This window comes from Mycoplasma leonicaptivi ATCC 49890 (genome assembly GCF_000622205.1).
Taxonomy (GTDB): domain Bacteria; phylum Bacillota_I; class Bacilli_A; order Mycoplasmatales; family Metamycoplasmataceae; genus Mycoplasmopsis; species Mycoplasmopsis leonicaptivi.
Genome location: NZ_KK211411.1, coordinates 4432 through 19846 on the forward strand (window position 1 = coordinate 4432; position 15415 = coordinate 19846).

Genomic DNA, 15415 nt, shown 5'->3' on the forward strand with positions numbered 1-15415 from the left:
GTCCTTTCGTTTTTGACTTTTACTATATTTTATCAGATGGGACAAAAAGTCACGAGCAAGTTCAAAACTTGCATCGTGACTTTTTAATTGACGTTATTTTTACTATCAAATTGTGCCTGTGAAATAATCTCAATTTTGTCACAATTTAAATTGTGTTGTTTTCTTAAAAAAATAATAAATAATAATATATTAAATATTTTTAGCAAAAAAAGTATTAATGTGCTAAAATATTATTTATGAAAAAGAGAGATTACTATGAAGTTCTTGGAGTTGCTAAAAATGCAAGTGATCAAGAAATTAAAACTGCTTATAGAAAATTAGCAAAACAGTACCACCCTGATAAATTAAAAGATGGAAGTAGTGATGCAAAAATGCAAGAATTAAATGAAGCATATGAAATTTTGTCAGATTCACAAAAACGTCAAACATATGATCAATTTGGTCATGCAGCTGCTAATGGACAAGGCGGTGCTAGTGGTTTTGGTGGGTTTCAAGGTTTTAACGGTTTTGGTGGTTTTGAAGACATATTTGAAAATATTTTCTCTGGTTTTGGAGGAAGATCAAGAAAATCAAATACAGGACCAACAAAGGGTTCAGATCAAGAAGCATATATCAATATAACATTTATGCAAAGTATTCTTGGTGATAATTTAAAAAGAAAAATTACTAAATATGAAAACTGTTTACACTGTGGTGGAAATGGTTCTAAAAATGGAAAAAGTTTTCAAAGTTGTTCAACATGTGGCGGTTCAGGACATGTTACAAAAATTGTTCAAGGTTTCTTTGGTCAACAACAACAAGTAATGACCTGTTCAGCATGTTCTGGTCTAGGTAAAAAGATTATTGAAAAGTGTGACAATTGTAAAGGTAAGGGAAATCAAAAAGTCGAAAAAGATGTTAATATCCCTATCCAAGAAGGTACAAAGGAAGGTCAAAGACTTAAATTATCAGGTTTTGGACAACCAGGTCAAAATGGTGGCTCTTCTGGTGATTTATATATATCAATAAATATTGAACCTCATAAATTTTTTCAAAGAGATGATGAAAATATTTATTTAGAACTTCCTGTATCATTTTTAGACATTATGCTTGAAAAGACTATCACAGTTCCTACACCATATGGTGATACAAAAATAAAATTAAGTGATAAATATTTTGATAAAAATGTAATTGTTATACCTGGTAAAGGTGTTAAAACAAGATATGGTTATGGTGATTTAAAATTAAAACTTAAAATTATTAAACCAGATTTATCAAGATTTGATTTAAAACAAATGAACAAAGTTTTAGAAAGTTTAAATGATTCTTCAAATGAAACATTTGTTAAAAAAGTAAATAAAACTATATAAAAGTTTAAGATATAAGCAAAATTTATTCTCTTAGAATATGAAATTTAATTCAATATTCTAAGAGTTATTTTTGTATTTTTTAATCATTAATTGATAATGTTATAAAATTTATTAGTTAGTTTAATCAGAGGATAAATATGAAAAAAAATAAAACACTATTAAGATTAAGTATATTTGGTTCATTAATAAATTCTTTTATTTTACCCTTGACAATGATCAGTTGTATAAAAGAAAAAGAAGATAATAAAATTAAAATAGATAAAAAAGACTATACAAAATTAAATCAAATAAAAAAGGAATATAAAAATACATATAAAATATATAATGATCAAATTAAAAAATATGCAAATGATATTAAAGATAAAAAAAATCGTTTAGATGCTGAAGCAGATAATCTAAAAGAAATTATAAAATTAAAAAAAGAAATAAATGATTTATATAATTTAGCGAGCAATGAATTAAATAAAATAGTAAATAAATACAATAATTTGTTTAATGAATTAAGAGAAGAAGAAAATAAAATTAAAAGCGATATCAGAACAGTTCGAATTTTTCACACAAACGATGAACACGGAAGAATTGAATTTGATGATTCTAGCGACAATTTATACGCAGGCATTTTAAAAATTGGTCAATATTTAAAAAATAAAAAATATGATATTTTAGTTTCTTCTGGTGATTTAATACAGGGTTTACCACTTTCTGATGCGGATTTTGGTAAAAGTATTGCTTTAATGGCTAAAAATATTGGTTATGATTCTATAACTATTGGTAATCATGAATTTGATTTTGGTTTAGATAATATTATTGAAATAGATAAAGAAAACCAAAAAGGTGATAATGTAACTCCATTTATTTCTGCTAATATTTATTATAAGGATTATTCAAATAATCAAATAAAACCAAATGGATATGATCAAACAAAAGTAGGCCAAAGAGTATTTAAACCGTATATTATTAAAGAATTATTAAATGGAATAAAGGTTGCTATTTTTGGTATTACTTCACCAGATACTTTTTATACATCACATCCAAAAAATTCAGAACTTGTTGAATTTAAAGAACCTGTTGAAGCAACTAAAGAAGTAATAAATGAAATAAAAGAACAACATAAAGATATTTCATTCTTCATTGCAACAACACATTTAGGAAATAATAAAAACCAATATGAATGAACTTCTGAATATTTAGCTAAAAATATAAATTCTGATCTTGATTTAATAATTGATGGACATACTCGCAAATCTTTAGACATTCAAAACAAAATAAATCCTGACATTTATATAACACAAACAGAAGGATTTACAAAATCATTAGGTGATATAGAAATAGAACACCAAAAGATATTTTATCAGATGGGACAAAAAGTCACGAGCAAGTTCAAAACTTGCATCGTGACTTTTTAATTGACGTTCACAAAACAGGACTCTAATTGCGAAATTTATCTTATAATTTTGTGTTTTATTTAAAACTTTGAAAGTTTTGTCTTAACAAGTAATCTATACCCTTGCTTGAAATTCTTCTTCCTTTTGAAGATTTTTCTATAAGTTTAAAGTATTGCAAAATCGGTTCAATTTCACTTAGAATATTCTCCTTTGTTTGAGATAAAATTCCTGAAATTGTTAAAAGAGAAACATATTTATCCTCAAAACCTTCTTTTAGAATTTCTAAATATTCAATATGATCCCTTGTTAAACCATATTCAAATAATCCTAAATTTTTAAAGGTAATTTTTAGTATTTTATTATTAATAACACCGTTATTTTCACTTATTGCAAAATCGTTTATTCTTTGTAATAAGTGATTAGCAATTCTTGGTGTTTTTCTTGAATAAAGTGAAATAATATTAATATATTTATCTTCTATATTTATATTAAGTTTTTTAGAACTATTATTTATTATTTCCGAGAGTTCTTGTTCAGTGTAATTGCTAAGTCTTGCAAGATATCCAAACCTATCTTTAAAAGGTTGAGCAATTTCGTTTAATTTTGTTGTCGCACCAATTAGTGTAAATGGTTTTATTTTCATTCTTACAGATTTTGAATTACCTTCAGCACCAACAATTAAATCAAAAACAAAATCTTCCATTGCATTATATAAGAATTCTACAATTTGTTTATTAATGCTATGTATTTCATCAACAAAAATAATATCACCTTCTTTTATAATAGATAGCATATTAATTATGTCGCTCTTTTTCTCTAAATTTGCTCCTTGAACAAAATGGATATCACTACCCATTTCATAAGCGATTAAAGAAGCAAGAGTTGTTTTACCCATTCCAGGAAGACCATATAAAAGTATATGTGGCATTTGTTTATTTTGATGTTTTGCGCTATTTATCATTGATCTCAAAGTGTTTTTGAGTGTTTTTTGTCCGATAAAATCATCAAAAGATATTGGCCTAAGTTGTGATGATTGATTCATTTCTTGTTGTAAGTAAGTTTATACTTTCCTCAATCATTGTATCTATATCACTTGATGTTTTAATATTAGATACAGCATAATCTATTTGGTTTTTTGAAAATCCTAAGGTTTTTAGTGTTGAAGCAAGGTCAGTTAATAATGAATTTTGTTTTATTTGATTACTTACTTCTCTTGATTCCTTATTAACCATTTTTGATCATTTATTTTTTAATTCAACACAAATAAGTTTTGCTGTTTTTTCAGTAACAAAATTAATTTTTGCAAGTTCTTTTCAGTTTTCTTCAATAATGTAATTAGCTACTACTTCTCAACCTAAACCAAGTATTAAATTTGCGACCTTTGGACCAATTTTGTCAATTGAAATTAAATCAATAAAAAGCAATCTTTCTTTAAATTCGCTAAAACCAAATGTTTGTTTGTAATATTCACTATTGTGCTCGTACAAATACATTTTACATTTTTGTCCAACCTCCCATTTGTTTAATTGTGGAACAGATACGATATATCCATCACCTTTATTTTCAAAAATTAAATTATTTTTATTTTTATAAACTACTTCGCCTATTTTATAAAGTATCATTTTAACCTCCATTTTTATATTATGGATTTTTACTTTAAACAAAAATAAAGAACAAAAAATAAAAAATAAATAAAAAAATACCATATTAAATATGATATTTATTATTTTTGAATTCTATCGTTTAAAGCAACATAAGCTTTAACTTTTTGACCTTTATAAAAACCACAAAATCTACATGTTACATGTTGTTCAATCATATTTGTACAATTTGAACATTTAATTAAATTTGGGGTTTCTAAAGCACTATGAGTTTGTCTTTTACGTTTACGTTGTTTAGAAGTTTTACGCTTTGGAACTATAGCCATATTTTTGGTACCTCCTTGTGGTTTTTTATAATGCTTTCATATTATAATATAAAAATGTTAAAAAAATAACAAATTCTTCACTTTTCTAATAAGTTTTTTTATTATATTAAAAATTTTATTTTTATATAATTTTTTTTATGTTTTTTAAGAAAAAAAAGATAAAAATAGGAATTGTTGTTGAATATAATCCATTTCATAATGGTCATATTCATCAAATAAATAAAATAAAAGAAAAATTTCCGAATTCACAAATAATTGTTGCAATGTCACATAAATATTCTCAAAGAGGAGAAATAATAGTAGCTTCATGAAGAGAAAGGGTAAAAATAGCAAAAAAATACGGGGTGAATAAATTTATAAAACTAAAAACCAAAATTTCATCACAAGCAGCACATATTTTTGCTTCTGAGGCTGTAAAAAAACTTGCAAAAAAAGGAATTCAATATTTATTTTTTGGATCAGAGACTGATGATATTTTAGTTTTTGAAAAAATAGCTCACATAACAAAATATCAAGCAAAAGAATATAACTTTCTTGTGAAAACGTTTTTAAAATACAAAGGTAACAGTTTTCCAAAAGCTACTAATTTAGCACTTCAAGAACTTAGTGGTCTTGATATTTCACTACCTAATGATATTCTAGGAGTAGAGTATGTTAAATATATTGTTCATAATAATTTAAATATTAAACCAGTGTGCATAAAAAGAACAATTGATTTTCACTCAGATAAAACTTTCACTACTTTTGCTTCGGCATCAAAAATAAGAAGTATGATAAAAAATGGTGAAGATTATACTAAATTTACACCTATGTTAATCAATAAACCTAAATTGATAGAGGATACATATCCAGTATTTCAAAATAAAGTAAAAAAACTCTCAGTACAAAAACTACAAAAGATTAAAATGATAAGCGAAGGAATAGAGAATTTATTTAAAAAACATATTGATAAAGAAACATACGATGAGTTTATTGAAGCTTGTGTTAGTAAAAGATATACAAGAAGTAGGATTCAGCGCACATATTTATTTGTATTGCTTGGAGTAAAGAAATAATACGTTTTTAAAAATATAAAAAAGTGGTACAATTACTCTAAGTATTTTTATATCTTATAATATACTATTTAAATTAAATAAAATTTTAGTGGATTCACTTGGGTGTGCAAAATAATCTGTGCTAGGTGTTAGAAACTAAAATAAAAAATAACAAACTAAAAAAGGAAATATTATGACAACAGAAAACAAAAAAGTTGAGGTTAAACAAGAAAAAACCCCAATTATTTCAAAATCAAAATTATTAGAAGCTGGTGCTTATTTTGGACACAAAACCCACGCTTGAAATCCAAAAATGAAGGAATATTTAGTACCAAACAAAAAAAGCAATGGTGCGCACATAATTGATATTAATAAAACAGCAAGACATTTAGAATTTGCTTACTCACTTGTTCAAACATTGGCAAGTAAAGGTGCACAATTCATCTTTGTTGGAACTAAAAAACAAGCTCGTGAAGCAGTAAAAAATGCAGCAGAAAGAACAAATTCATTATATGTTACAGAAAGATGATTAGGTGGAACATTAACAAATAATGAAACAATTATGAAACGTGTTGCAGCAATGGAAGAACTTGAAAAGAAAGCGTCAAATAATTTTAAAGGTTACACTAAAAAAGAAGCTTTATTATTTACAAAAGAATTAGAAAAACTACACAAAAACTTAAGTGGTATTCGTTCAATGAAAAGAATACCACAAGTTATGATTGTAGCAGATCCTAACGATGATGAAATTGCTGTTAAAGAAGCAAAGAGAAAAGACTTAAAAGTTATTTCTATCTTAGATTCTAACTCAAATCCTGATTTAGTTGATTTAGGTGTTCCAGGTAACGATGATTCAGCTAAATTTATTTCAGTATTTATGACTGTTATCGCAGATGCTATTGTTAAAGCAAGGGGTGGCCAACCATTATTTGCATACCAAGATGACAGTAAAGTTGTTTTACCTGAATTTCAATCAAAACAAACAACAGAAGAAAACAATAATAATCAACAAAATTCACAAAACTAATTTATTTTTCAAATAACAAAGGAGAAAATATGAGCGACAACAAAATGGAATTAATTAAAGAATTAAGACAAAGAACTAATTCTTCATTAATAGATTGTAAAAAAGCATTAGAAGCTTCTTCATATGATGTAGAAGCAGCTATAAATTGATTAAAAGAAAATGGAATTGTTAAAGCAGCTAAAAAATCAGGTAGAATTGCTTCAGAAGGTTCTGTTATTACATATGGAAACCAAAAAGAGTCAGTTATTATTGAAGTAAACTCTGAAACAGATTTCGTAGTTCAAAATGAAAAATTTGTTAAATTATTAAACGAATTAGTTGAAGTTATCTTTAAAAATAAAGCAAAAACCCTTGAAGCAGCATTAGAAGTGGTTATTCCTTCAGGTTTAAAAATTACTGATGCATTATTAGAAGCAACATCAGTTATTGGTGAAAAAATTTCACTACGTCGTGTGCAATTTGTAGAAGCTAAAGATGGTGAAGTTTTAGGACAATATGTTCATGCAAATAAAAGAATCGCTTCAATAGTTACAATTAATGGTGGTTCAGAAGAAATGGCTAAAAATGTTGCAATGCATGTTTCAGCTATGAATCCTGAATTTATATTAGTTTCAGATATTCCAGCACAAAGACTTGAAACATTAAAAGAAAGTTTTCAAAAACCAGATAATTTTGATAAAAAACCAGCAAATATTCAAGAAAACATTAAATCAGGTTGATTAAATAAACAATTATCTGAATTCGTTCTTGAAAAACAACCATTTGTTATGGATGATGGTGTATCTGTGGAAAAATATCTAAATAACGCAAACGCTTCATTAGTTAGTTCAATTAGATTTGAAGTAGGTGAAGGTATTGAAAAAGTTCAAGTTGATTTTGCTTCAGAAGTAGCAAGCAAAATGGCTGGTGAATAATTTTACACAAATGCAAAAAATCTTTTTGCATTTTTTTATTAAAAAAACAACTAAAAAAAAGAATATAAAAAAGATAAAAAAGTATTAAAATTATAAAAGCAAATGAAAGGAAGTTTTTTTATGGAAAAGTTTATAAAAACTTATCTAAAAGCCTTTTGAATTGTTTTTTTTATATTAAGTTTAATATTTTTCATATTAGAATTTTTTGGTAAAAAACTTTTTTTTGGATTTGCAATTGGAGGGTTGTTTTCATATTTATTTTTTAATATAACGATATTATTAAGTTATTTCTTTAAAAGAAAAAAACTTTTTTTATATTTAGTTATTTTTTTTAAAATGTTTTTATTCTTATTTATGATTGCAATAACCATATATTTAGCTAAAACAATTAATTTAATTTATGTTAATAATACAAGTTCTGATTGGTGATATGGAATAATAAATATCCCAGAATTGTCTTTCAGCTTTGCGCTTTGTTTTTATGTATTGTTAATATATTCGTTAATTGAAATATTATTCAAAAAGAAAGGTGGTAAAAATGAGCGAAAGTAATAATTTATTTAAGTGAAACCATACACAACTTGTATCTATTATACTTACTGTTTTTATTATTATAGTTTTTTCTATTTTTATTTATTTAAAAGTAAGAAAAACAAAAGTAGAAAAAGCATCGAATGGAATTGTTTTAATTGCTGAAATGTATGTTGGTACATTTGAAAAATTACATACTGATGTTGCAGGAGAAACACTGCCTCAAATTAAACCATACATTATAACTTTATTTACTTTTTTATTAGTTGGTAATGGTGTTGCTATTTTTGGTTTAGAACCCGTTGTAACTTCATATTCAGTTCCATTTATTCTTGCACTTTTTACATGGGTTGGAATTTTTGTTATTGGTGTTATTTTTCAAAAAATTAAATTTTTATTAAAAAATATACTAATACCAACTGAGTTAATTGGTAAGTTATCAATTATTTTATCTTTAAGTTTTCGTATATATGGTAATGTTTTAGGTGGATCAATTATTCTTGGTTTAATATATACATTATCACATATGTTAGGTTCATTGATTGCTGGAAACATTGCTTATTCGCAACCCGTGTTCGCTTTTATTGGTTTGTTGATTACACCATTTTTACATTTTTATTTTGATTTATTTGGTTCACTATTACAAGCCTTTATTTTTACTTTATTAACCTTAGTTTATTGAACTTCTGAAGCATCAGAAGCAAAAGAAAAGTCTTCACACAAAAAATCAATATTTAAAACATGAACTAAAAAAAATGTTCATTCAATTTATTAAAAGAGGTATATTATGATTACAGAAGTAACAAAATTATTAGAAGAAACTGCATCAACAGTTGTTAAAACAAATTCTGCTCCAGCAGAAAATCCAAGAAATGTAGGTTTATTAGCAATAGGTGCCGGATTAGCTGCTATTGGAGTTTTAGGTACAGGGATAGGACAAGGGTATGCAGCTGGTAAAGCAGCTGAAGCTGTTGGTAGAAATCCAGAAGCCGAAAGTAAAATTCGTTTAATGATGATTATTGGTGCTGGTATAGCAGAAACAGCTGCTATTTATGCTTTTATTGTTTCTATTTTAATTATCTTCGTTGCAAAATAATTTTGAATTATGATTCAATATTTTAATCAAGGAAGTGAATCAACAAATACAGTAAGTATTGAAACAACACTTAATGAAAAAATTGTTGGTTTATTTCCAAGTATTCCTATAATTATTGCAACAATAATTGCATTTATTATAGTATTTATTACACTTTATTTTTTAGTTCATAAACCAGTTAAAAAATTAATAAAAGCACGTCAAGATTTTATTCAAAATAATATTGATGATTCAATAAAACAAAAAGAAGAAAGTATTTTAAAACTTAATCAAGTAAATGAAACTTTAAAAAACGCTCATATTCAAGCGGATAATATAATTACATCTGCAAAAATTAAGGCTGAAAAAGTTTCAGAACATCAAATTGAATTATCAAAAAAAGAGGCAAAAAGAATGCTTGAAGAAACTTCAATTGATATTCAAACGCAACAAAGACAGTTTCAACATAATTCAAAAAAATATGTTGTAGAAGTTGCTACTGATTTAGCAAAAAAAATACTAAAAAGAGAAATAACACCAGAAACTCAAAAAGATTTAATTGATCAATACTTAAATACTGATAAAGAAGTTGAGGAGTTATAGTATGTATCAAAAAAGAAATATTGCAGCATATGCTGTAGCAATATTTGATTTAGTACAAGAAGAAAAAATAGATCTTAAACAAATGCAACATGAGTTTGAAACGATTAAAGAACTTTTTAATCAGCATCTTGAATTTTTTGAGTATTTAAAAAATGATTTGATACCAGAAACAGAAAGATTAAAAATTGTTGATGAAATTTTTAAAGATTTTCATTGAGTAATTATTAATACAATAAAGGTCATTGTTCAAAGAAAAGCAATACAATTTATTAAAAAAATTATTATTGAATATTTAAAGTTATCAAACAGAGAATTGAAAATAAGATTTATCGATGTTGTTTCAGCGTTCCCTTTATCAAAAGAAGAATTACAAAAAATCAAAGAAAAATTACAAAAAACTACAAGAAGAACAATTGAAATAACGAATCATATTAATCCTAATTTAATTAGCGGTTTTCAAATTGTTTCAAGAACTGAAATTCTTGAAGTAAATATTAAAAATGATTTAGAAAAAATTAAAAATAATATTATTTATAACAAAGAGGAGGTTTAATGGCAATCAAATTAGATGATATTTCTGAAATTATCAAAGACAGAATTAAACACCTTAATTCTAATATTGATCGTTCAGAAATCGGTAAAGTCGTTTCAATAGGTGATGGAATAGCTGTTGTTTCAGGTCTAGAAAAAGTAAAAAACAGCGAAATAGTACTTTTTGATAACGATGTTTATGGTTTAGCATTAAACTTAGAAGAAGAAACTGTTGGTATTGCGTTATTTGGTGATGCTAATTCTGTTTCTGAAGGTGACACTGTTAAAAGAACAGGTGAGATTATCTCTATTCCTGTCGGAAATGAATTATTAGGTCGTGTAGTTGATGCTCTTGGAAATCCTATTGATGGAAAAGGGGATATTAAAAGTAAAAAAAGAGCAGAAATTTTTAAAACTGCATCTGGTGTAATGTCTCGTGAAGAAGTTAATCAACCACTTGAAACTGGTATTTTAGCAATTGATACTATGATTCCAATCGGAAAAGGTCAACGTGAGTTGATAATCGGAGATAGACAAACTGGAAAAACAGCAATTGCAATTGATACTATAATAAACCAAAAAGGTAAAAATGTAAAATGTGTATATGTAGCAATTGGACAAAAAAATTCAACTGTTGCACAAATTGTTCAAAAACTTTTTGATACTGATGCTTTATCATATACAACAGTAGTTGTAGCAGGTGCTTCAGAACTTGCTCCACAACAATATATTGCTCCATATACTGGGGTGACAATTGCTGAAGAATGAATGAGTAATGGTGAAGATGTATTAATTGTTTATGATGACTTATCAAAACATGCTATTGCTTATAGAACACTATCTTTACTTTTAAGAAGACCTCCTGGTCGTGAAGCTTATCCTGGTGATGTATTTTATTTACATTCACAATTACTTGAAAGAGCAGCAAGATTAAATTCAAATTATGGTGGTGGTTCTATTACTGCTTTACCAATTATTGAAACACAACAAGGTGATATAAGTGCTTATATTCCTACAAATGTTATTTCAATTACTGATGGACAAATTTTTACAAAAGAAAGTTTATTTAATTCTGGTCAAAGACCTGCTGTTGATATTGGTTTTTCAGTTTCTCGTGTTGGTTCCGCTGCGCAAACAAAAGCAATGAAGCAAGTTGTTGGTTCTTTAAAGTTAGAACTTGCACAATATAATGAAATGCAAGCTTTTGCACAATTTGGTTCTGATTTAGATGATTCTACAAAAACAATTTTAGATCACGGATCAAAAGTTTATCAATTACTTAAACAAGAACAATACTTATCTATTTCACAACCTTTACAAACTATTTTGTTAATTGGTATTAAAGAAAGAATTATTAATCCTTTACCAAAAGATAATATTATTAATTACCGGGATGCAGTTATTGATTGATGTTTAAGAGATGATATTGGTTCTGGTGTTGTTTCAAGAATACATTCAAATCAAAAAATTTCACCTGATGATTATCAAATAATAGAAGAAAATTTAGTAAAAATTGTCCAAGGTATAATTATTTCTATTCCTCATTATGATGCAAGACTTTATAAACCTTTTCCAGAGAAATATAATATTAAATAATGCCAAATTTAAATAGTTTAAAAAATCGTATCAATGTTGTAACTAATACTCAAAAAATTACAAATGCAATGGAGTTAGTTTCGACCGCTAAATTAAGAAGATTAAGAAATGAGTATGAAAAAATAGCAGCATATCACGAAACTCTTTCTTCTACATTTGAGGATTTAATTTCGCATATAGATAAAACAGATTTTGAACTTGTTTTTCCTAAAAATACTTCAAAAAATAAATTACATATTTTAATAAGTAGTGATCTTGGTCTTTGTGGTTCTTACAACCATAATGTTTATAAATTATTAGAAACAGCAATCCAACCAGAAGATAAAATAGTAGTCATAGGCACAAAAGGTTTCACATTACTAAAGTCTTCAAAATACAAAAATCAAATTTTAATGAGTTTTATAAATGTTGGTGATCAAGTTTCATATGAAATAGGTAACAAAATAACACAGGAATCTCTTAAGTTGTATTTTAATAATAAAATAAGCGAAATAGTTTTATATTACACAGAATTTGTTAATAACCTTGTTCAAAATCCTGTTTCATTAACTCTTTTTCCATTTAATTTGGATAATAAAAAAAGCAAAATTGATAGTTCTGTAATAGAATTTGAACCTAATGCTGAAACAGTTTTATTAAACTCAGTTCCTTTATATTTAGCAAGTATGATTTTCAGTCTTGGTTCGAATTCTAAAATATCAGAAATGGCTTCAAGAAGAAACGCAATGGAAAATGCAACTAATAATGCTGAAGACTTAATAGAAAATCTCAAACTTGAATTCAATAGAGAAAGACAAAGTATAATTACACAAGAAATTACTGAAATTGTTGCTGGTGCTGATGCAACATAGAAAGGTATAATATGATAAAAAATCAAGGTAGAATTGTTCAAATTCTTGGACCGGTTGTTGATGTTCGTTTTCCAGAAGGAAAACTACCAAAATTATTAAATGCACTAACAGTAACTGATGAAAATGGTCAAGTTTACACATTCGAAGTTGCTCAACATATTGGTGATGACACAGCAAGAACAATTGCGATGACTTCAATTAATGGTTTAGAACGGGGATTAATTGTTACAGACACTGGTGCTCCTATTTCTGTTCCGGTAGGAAATCAAGTTTTAGGAAGAATGTTTGATGTTTTAGGTAATCCTATTGATGAATTACCATTAGAAGAAAATAATTTAAGAAGCCCAATCCATGCACCTTCTCCATCGTATGAAGAGCAAAAAACTTCATCTGAAATATTAGAAACAGGTATCAAAGTTATTGATTTATTAATTCCTTATGCTAAAGGTGGGAAAATTGGTCTTTTTGGTGGTGCGGGAGTTGGTAAAACAGTTTTAGTGCAAGAACTTATTAACAACATTGCAACACAACATAACGGTTTATCAGTTTTTGCTGGAGTTGGAGAAAGAACACGTGAAGGTAATGATTTATACCATGAAATGAAGGCTTCAGGTGTTATCGATAAAACAGCACTTGTTTTTGGACAAATGAATGAATCACCCGGTGCTCGTATGCGTGTAGCTTTAAGTGGTTTAACAATGGCGGAATATTTTAGAGATAAACAAAATCAAGATGTTTTATTATTTATTGATAATATTTTTAGGTTTACACAAGCAGGTTCAGAAGTTTCAGCTTTATTAGGTCGTATGCCTTCAGCTGTTGGTTATCAGCCAACATTAGCAACAGAAATGGGGGCATTACAAGAAAGAATAACTTCTACAAGAAGAGGTTCAATTACATCGGTTCAAGCAGTTTATGTTCCTGCTGATGACTTAACAGATCCGGCCCCTGCTACAACATTTACTCACTTGGATGCTAAAACAGTTCTTGATAGAGGGATTGCTTCATTAGGGATTTATCCTGCGATTGATCCATTAAATTCTTCTTCAAGATTACTTGATCCACTTGTTGTTGGTAATGAACACTACGATGTTGCACAAGGTGTAATTGCTATCTTACAAAGATTTAAAGAATTACAAGATATTATTGCGATTTTAGGGATGGGTGAATTATCTGAAGAAGATAAAAATATTGTTGCAAGAGCTCGTCGTATTAGAAACTTTTTATCACAACCATTTACAGTTGCTGAGAAATTTTCAGGTATTAAAGGTACATATGTACCACTTTCAGAAACAATCAGAAGTTTCAAAATGATTTTAAATGGAGATTTTGATGATTATCCAGAAGATTTATTTAGATATGCTGGAAGCATTGATGATGTTATTGCTAAATATAATCAATCAAAACAAAACTAATGCTAACAAAAAACACAACACATTTAAAAATTACTGTACCTAATGGTATTTTTTATGAAGGTGATGTTGAAATTGTAACACTTAAAACCCCTTCAGGTTATATTGGAATCCAAAAAGGAAGATCACCTCTTTTTTCAAGCATTGAAATAGGTGTTTTAACAATCGGTCATTCTACTGATGATAATCATATCAAATGTTATATTGGTGGTGGACTTGTTTATGTAGAAAAAGATAAGGTGAATATTATCACAGATGATATAATAAATATAGATAATATCGATATTTCTAGAGCACAAAAAGATAAAGAAAATATTGAAATGGTATTATCGAATAACAAAGATACTATTGATATCTTAAAACTAGAAACAAAATTAAAGAAAACATTATATAGAATACAAAGTTATAATTTATACAAAAAACAATAGGAGGTTTAATGTCAAATTTATTTAGTCAACACGAAAATAAAAATCCAGAAGGTATGCCGATTTATGCAGACGCAACAATGAGAGAAGTCAAATCATCTACTGCATCAGTTATTTTATTTTGAGTACTTGGTTTATTTATTTTTTCTGGTATTTATTTTTTAATTAAAAGAAATTCATTTCTTAAACAACAAGTTGAAGTAAATGAATCAGCATCAACTATTGATACACAATTAGCAAAACGTGCTGATACATTAATTAAACTAGTTGATCAGGTAAAATCATATAAAGAATTTGAATCAAGTGCATTACAAAATATAACAAGATTAAGAAACTTATCAAATTCAGGTACCCCTGAAAGCAGAAACGAATTGAATGATTTATCAAATCATGTTTTTGGTAGATTGTTAGCTGTATCTGAAAATTATCCAGATTTAAAATCTTCTGGTTTATACAAAGAGTTAATGGAACAATCAACATACATCGAAAGAGAAATAGCCGCAGCACGTAGATTGTATAACAGTAAAGTGACTACCTTTAATTCAAATATTTTTTCATTTCCAGGAAGTGTTGTTGCCTCTTCAATGCATTTAACAAGCTTACCAGTTTTTGTTGCAAGTCAGCAACAAAGACAAGATGTTTCTATGAAAAACTTATAATTAAACATGGAAGTCTATTTTAGACCATTAATACTTATTAACGTCTCAAACTTCTTGAGGCGTTTTTCATTGTAAATTTGATTGTATTCTTTCAAA

Annotated in this window: 18 protein-coding genes; 15 read left to right on the forward strand and 3 right to left on the reverse strand. The window is 26.9% G+C overall.

The features are described 5' to 3' along the window. The first annotated feature begins 236 nt into the window (after positions 1 to 236). Both BU00_RS0104215 and BU00_RS04855 read left to right on the forward strand, forming a co-directional pair. Positions 237 to 1349 (forward strand): DnaJ C-terminal domain-containing protein, encoded by a 1113-nt coding sequence (locus tag BU00_RS0104215; protein ID WP_027121593.1) that lies wholly within the window; start codon positions 237 to 239, stop codon positions 1347 to 1349. A gap of 137 nt (positions 1350 to 1486) precedes the next feature. Then, positions 1487 to 2755 (forward strand): metallophosphoesterase, encoded by a 1269-nt coding sequence (locus BU00_RS04855; RefSeq protein WP_051521879.1) that lies wholly within the window; start codon positions 1487 to 1489, stop codon positions 2753 to 2755. Between the two features lie 55 nt (positions 2756 to 2810). On the opposite strand, the gene ruvB is transcribed toward BU00_RS04855, so the two are convergent. From ruvB to rpmF, 3 genes are all read right to left on the reverse strand, one after another. Next, positions 2811 to 3776: a Holliday junction branch migration DNA helicase RuvB gene (gene ruvB, locus BU00_RS0104225; RefSeq protein ID WP_036459158.1), complete on the reverse strand. Its 966-nt coding sequence runs from the start codon at positions 3774 to 3776 to the stop codon at positions 2811 to 2813. Beyond that, positions 3754 to 4356 carry a Holliday junction branch migration protein RuvA gene (ruvA, locus tag BU00_RS0104230; RefSeq protein WP_027121595.1) on the reverse strand — a complete coding sequence of 201 codons (603 nt, stop codon included), beginning with the start codon at positions 4354 to 4356 and terminating at the stop codon, positions 3754 to 3756. The genes ruvB and ruvA overlap by 23 nt, the downstream gene beginning before the upstream one ends. Positions 4357 to 4457: 101 nt before the next feature. Beyond that, a complete protein-coding gene (gene rpmF, locus BU00_RS0104235; protein WP_027121596.1) occupies positions 4458 to 4661 on the reverse strand; it encodes a 50S ribosomal protein L32 in 204 nt (67 codons plus the stop codon). A gap of 137 nt (positions 4662 to 4798) precedes the next feature. Between rpmF and BU00_RS0104240 the strand changes: the two genes are divergently transcribed. The 13 genes from BU00_RS0104240 to BU00_RS0104300 all read left to right on the forward strand — a co-directional run bounded on the left by BU00_RS0104240 (position 4799) and on the right by BU00_RS0104300 (position 15319). Beyond that, entirely contained in the window at positions 4799 to 5716 is a 918-nt protein-coding gene (locus BU00_RS0104240; RefSeq protein ID WP_027121597.1) for a nucleotidyltransferase, read from the forward strand. 172 nt (positions 5717 to 5888) lie between these two features. Beyond that, positions 5889 to 6722 (forward strand): 30S ribosomal protein S2, encoded by an 834-nt coding sequence (gene rpsB / locus BU00_RS0104245; RefSeq protein WP_027121598.1) that lies wholly within the window; start codon positions 5889 to 5891, stop codon positions 6720 to 6722. A gap of 29 nt (positions 6723 to 6751) precedes the next feature. After that, positions 6752 to 7636, forward strand: coding sequence for a translation elongation factor Ts (gene tsf / locus BU00_RS0104250; protein ID WP_027121599.1), 885 nt, complete (start codon positions 6752 to 6754; stop codon positions 7634 to 7636). Positions 7637 to 7756: 120 nt separating this feature from the next. Further along, complete coding sequence (locus BU00_RS05295) at positions 7757 to 8188, forward strand: hypothetical protein (protein WP_027121600.1); 432 nt, start codon at positions 7757 to 7759, stop codon at positions 8186 to 8188. Next, positions 8175 to 8942 carry a F0F1 ATP synthase subunit A gene (locus BU00_RS0104260; RefSeq protein ID WP_027121601.1) on the forward strand — a complete coding sequence of 256 codons (768 nt, stop codon included), beginning with the start codon at positions 8175 to 8177 and terminating at the stop codon, positions 8940 to 8942. Before BU00_RS05295 ends, BU00_RS0104260 begins: the two co-directional genes overlap by 14 nt. Before the next feature lie 12 nt (positions 8943 to 8954). Then, positions 8955 to 9263: an ATP synthase F0 subunit C gene (gene atpE, locus BU00_RS0104265; protein WP_027121602.1), complete on the forward strand. Its 309-nt coding sequence runs from the start codon at positions 8955 to 8957 to the stop codon at positions 9261 to 9263. A 9-nt stretch (positions 9264 to 9272) separates the two neighbouring features. After that, positions 9273 to 9845, forward strand: a complete 573-nt coding sequence (atpF, locus tag BU00_RS0104270; RefSeq protein WP_245579615.1) for a F0F1 ATP synthase subunit B — start codon at positions 9273 to 9275, stop codon at positions 9843 to 9845. Position 9846: 1 nt separating this feature from the next. After that, the gene (gene atpH, locus BU00_RS0104275; protein WP_027121604.1) at positions 9847 to 10398 is read left to right on the forward strand and encodes an ATP synthase F1 subunit delta; all 552 of its coding nucleotides are present in this window, start codon (positions 9847 to 9849) and stop codon (positions 10396 to 10398) included. Then, positions 10398 to 11972, forward strand: a complete 1575-nt coding sequence (atpA, locus tag BU00_RS0104280) for a F0F1 ATP synthase subunit alpha (protein ID WP_027121605.1) — start codon at positions 10398 to 10400, stop codon at positions 11970 to 11972. Before atpH ends, atpA begins: the two co-directional genes overlap by 1 nt. After that, positions 11972 to 12823: an ATP synthase F1 subunit gamma gene (gene atpG, locus BU00_RS0104285; RefSeq protein ID WP_027121606.1), complete on the forward strand. Its 852-nt coding sequence runs from the start codon at positions 11972 to 11974 to the stop codon at positions 12821 to 12823. Before atpA ends, atpG begins: the two co-directional genes overlap by 1 nt. Before the next feature lie 11 nt (positions 12824 to 12834). After that, a complete protein-coding gene (gene atpD / locus BU00_RS0104290; RefSeq protein WP_027121607.1) occupies positions 12835 to 14238 on the forward strand; it encodes a F0F1 ATP synthase subunit beta in 1404 nt (467 codons plus the stop codon). Continuing rightward, the gene (atpC, locus tag BU00_RS0104295) at positions 14238 to 14663 is read left to right on the forward strand and encodes an ATP synthase F1 subunit epsilon (protein WP_027121608.1); all 426 of its coding nucleotides are present in this window, start codon (positions 14238 to 14240) and stop codon (positions 14661 to 14663) included. Before atpD ends, atpC begins: the two co-directional genes overlap by 1 nt. A gap of 8 nt (positions 14664 to 14671) precedes the next feature. After that, positions 14672 to 15319, forward strand: a complete 648-nt coding sequence (locus BU00_RS0104300) for a LemA family protein (protein ID WP_027121609.1) — start codon at positions 14672 to 14674, stop codon at positions 15317 to 15319. Positions 15320 to 15415: the final 96 nt, after the last annotated feature.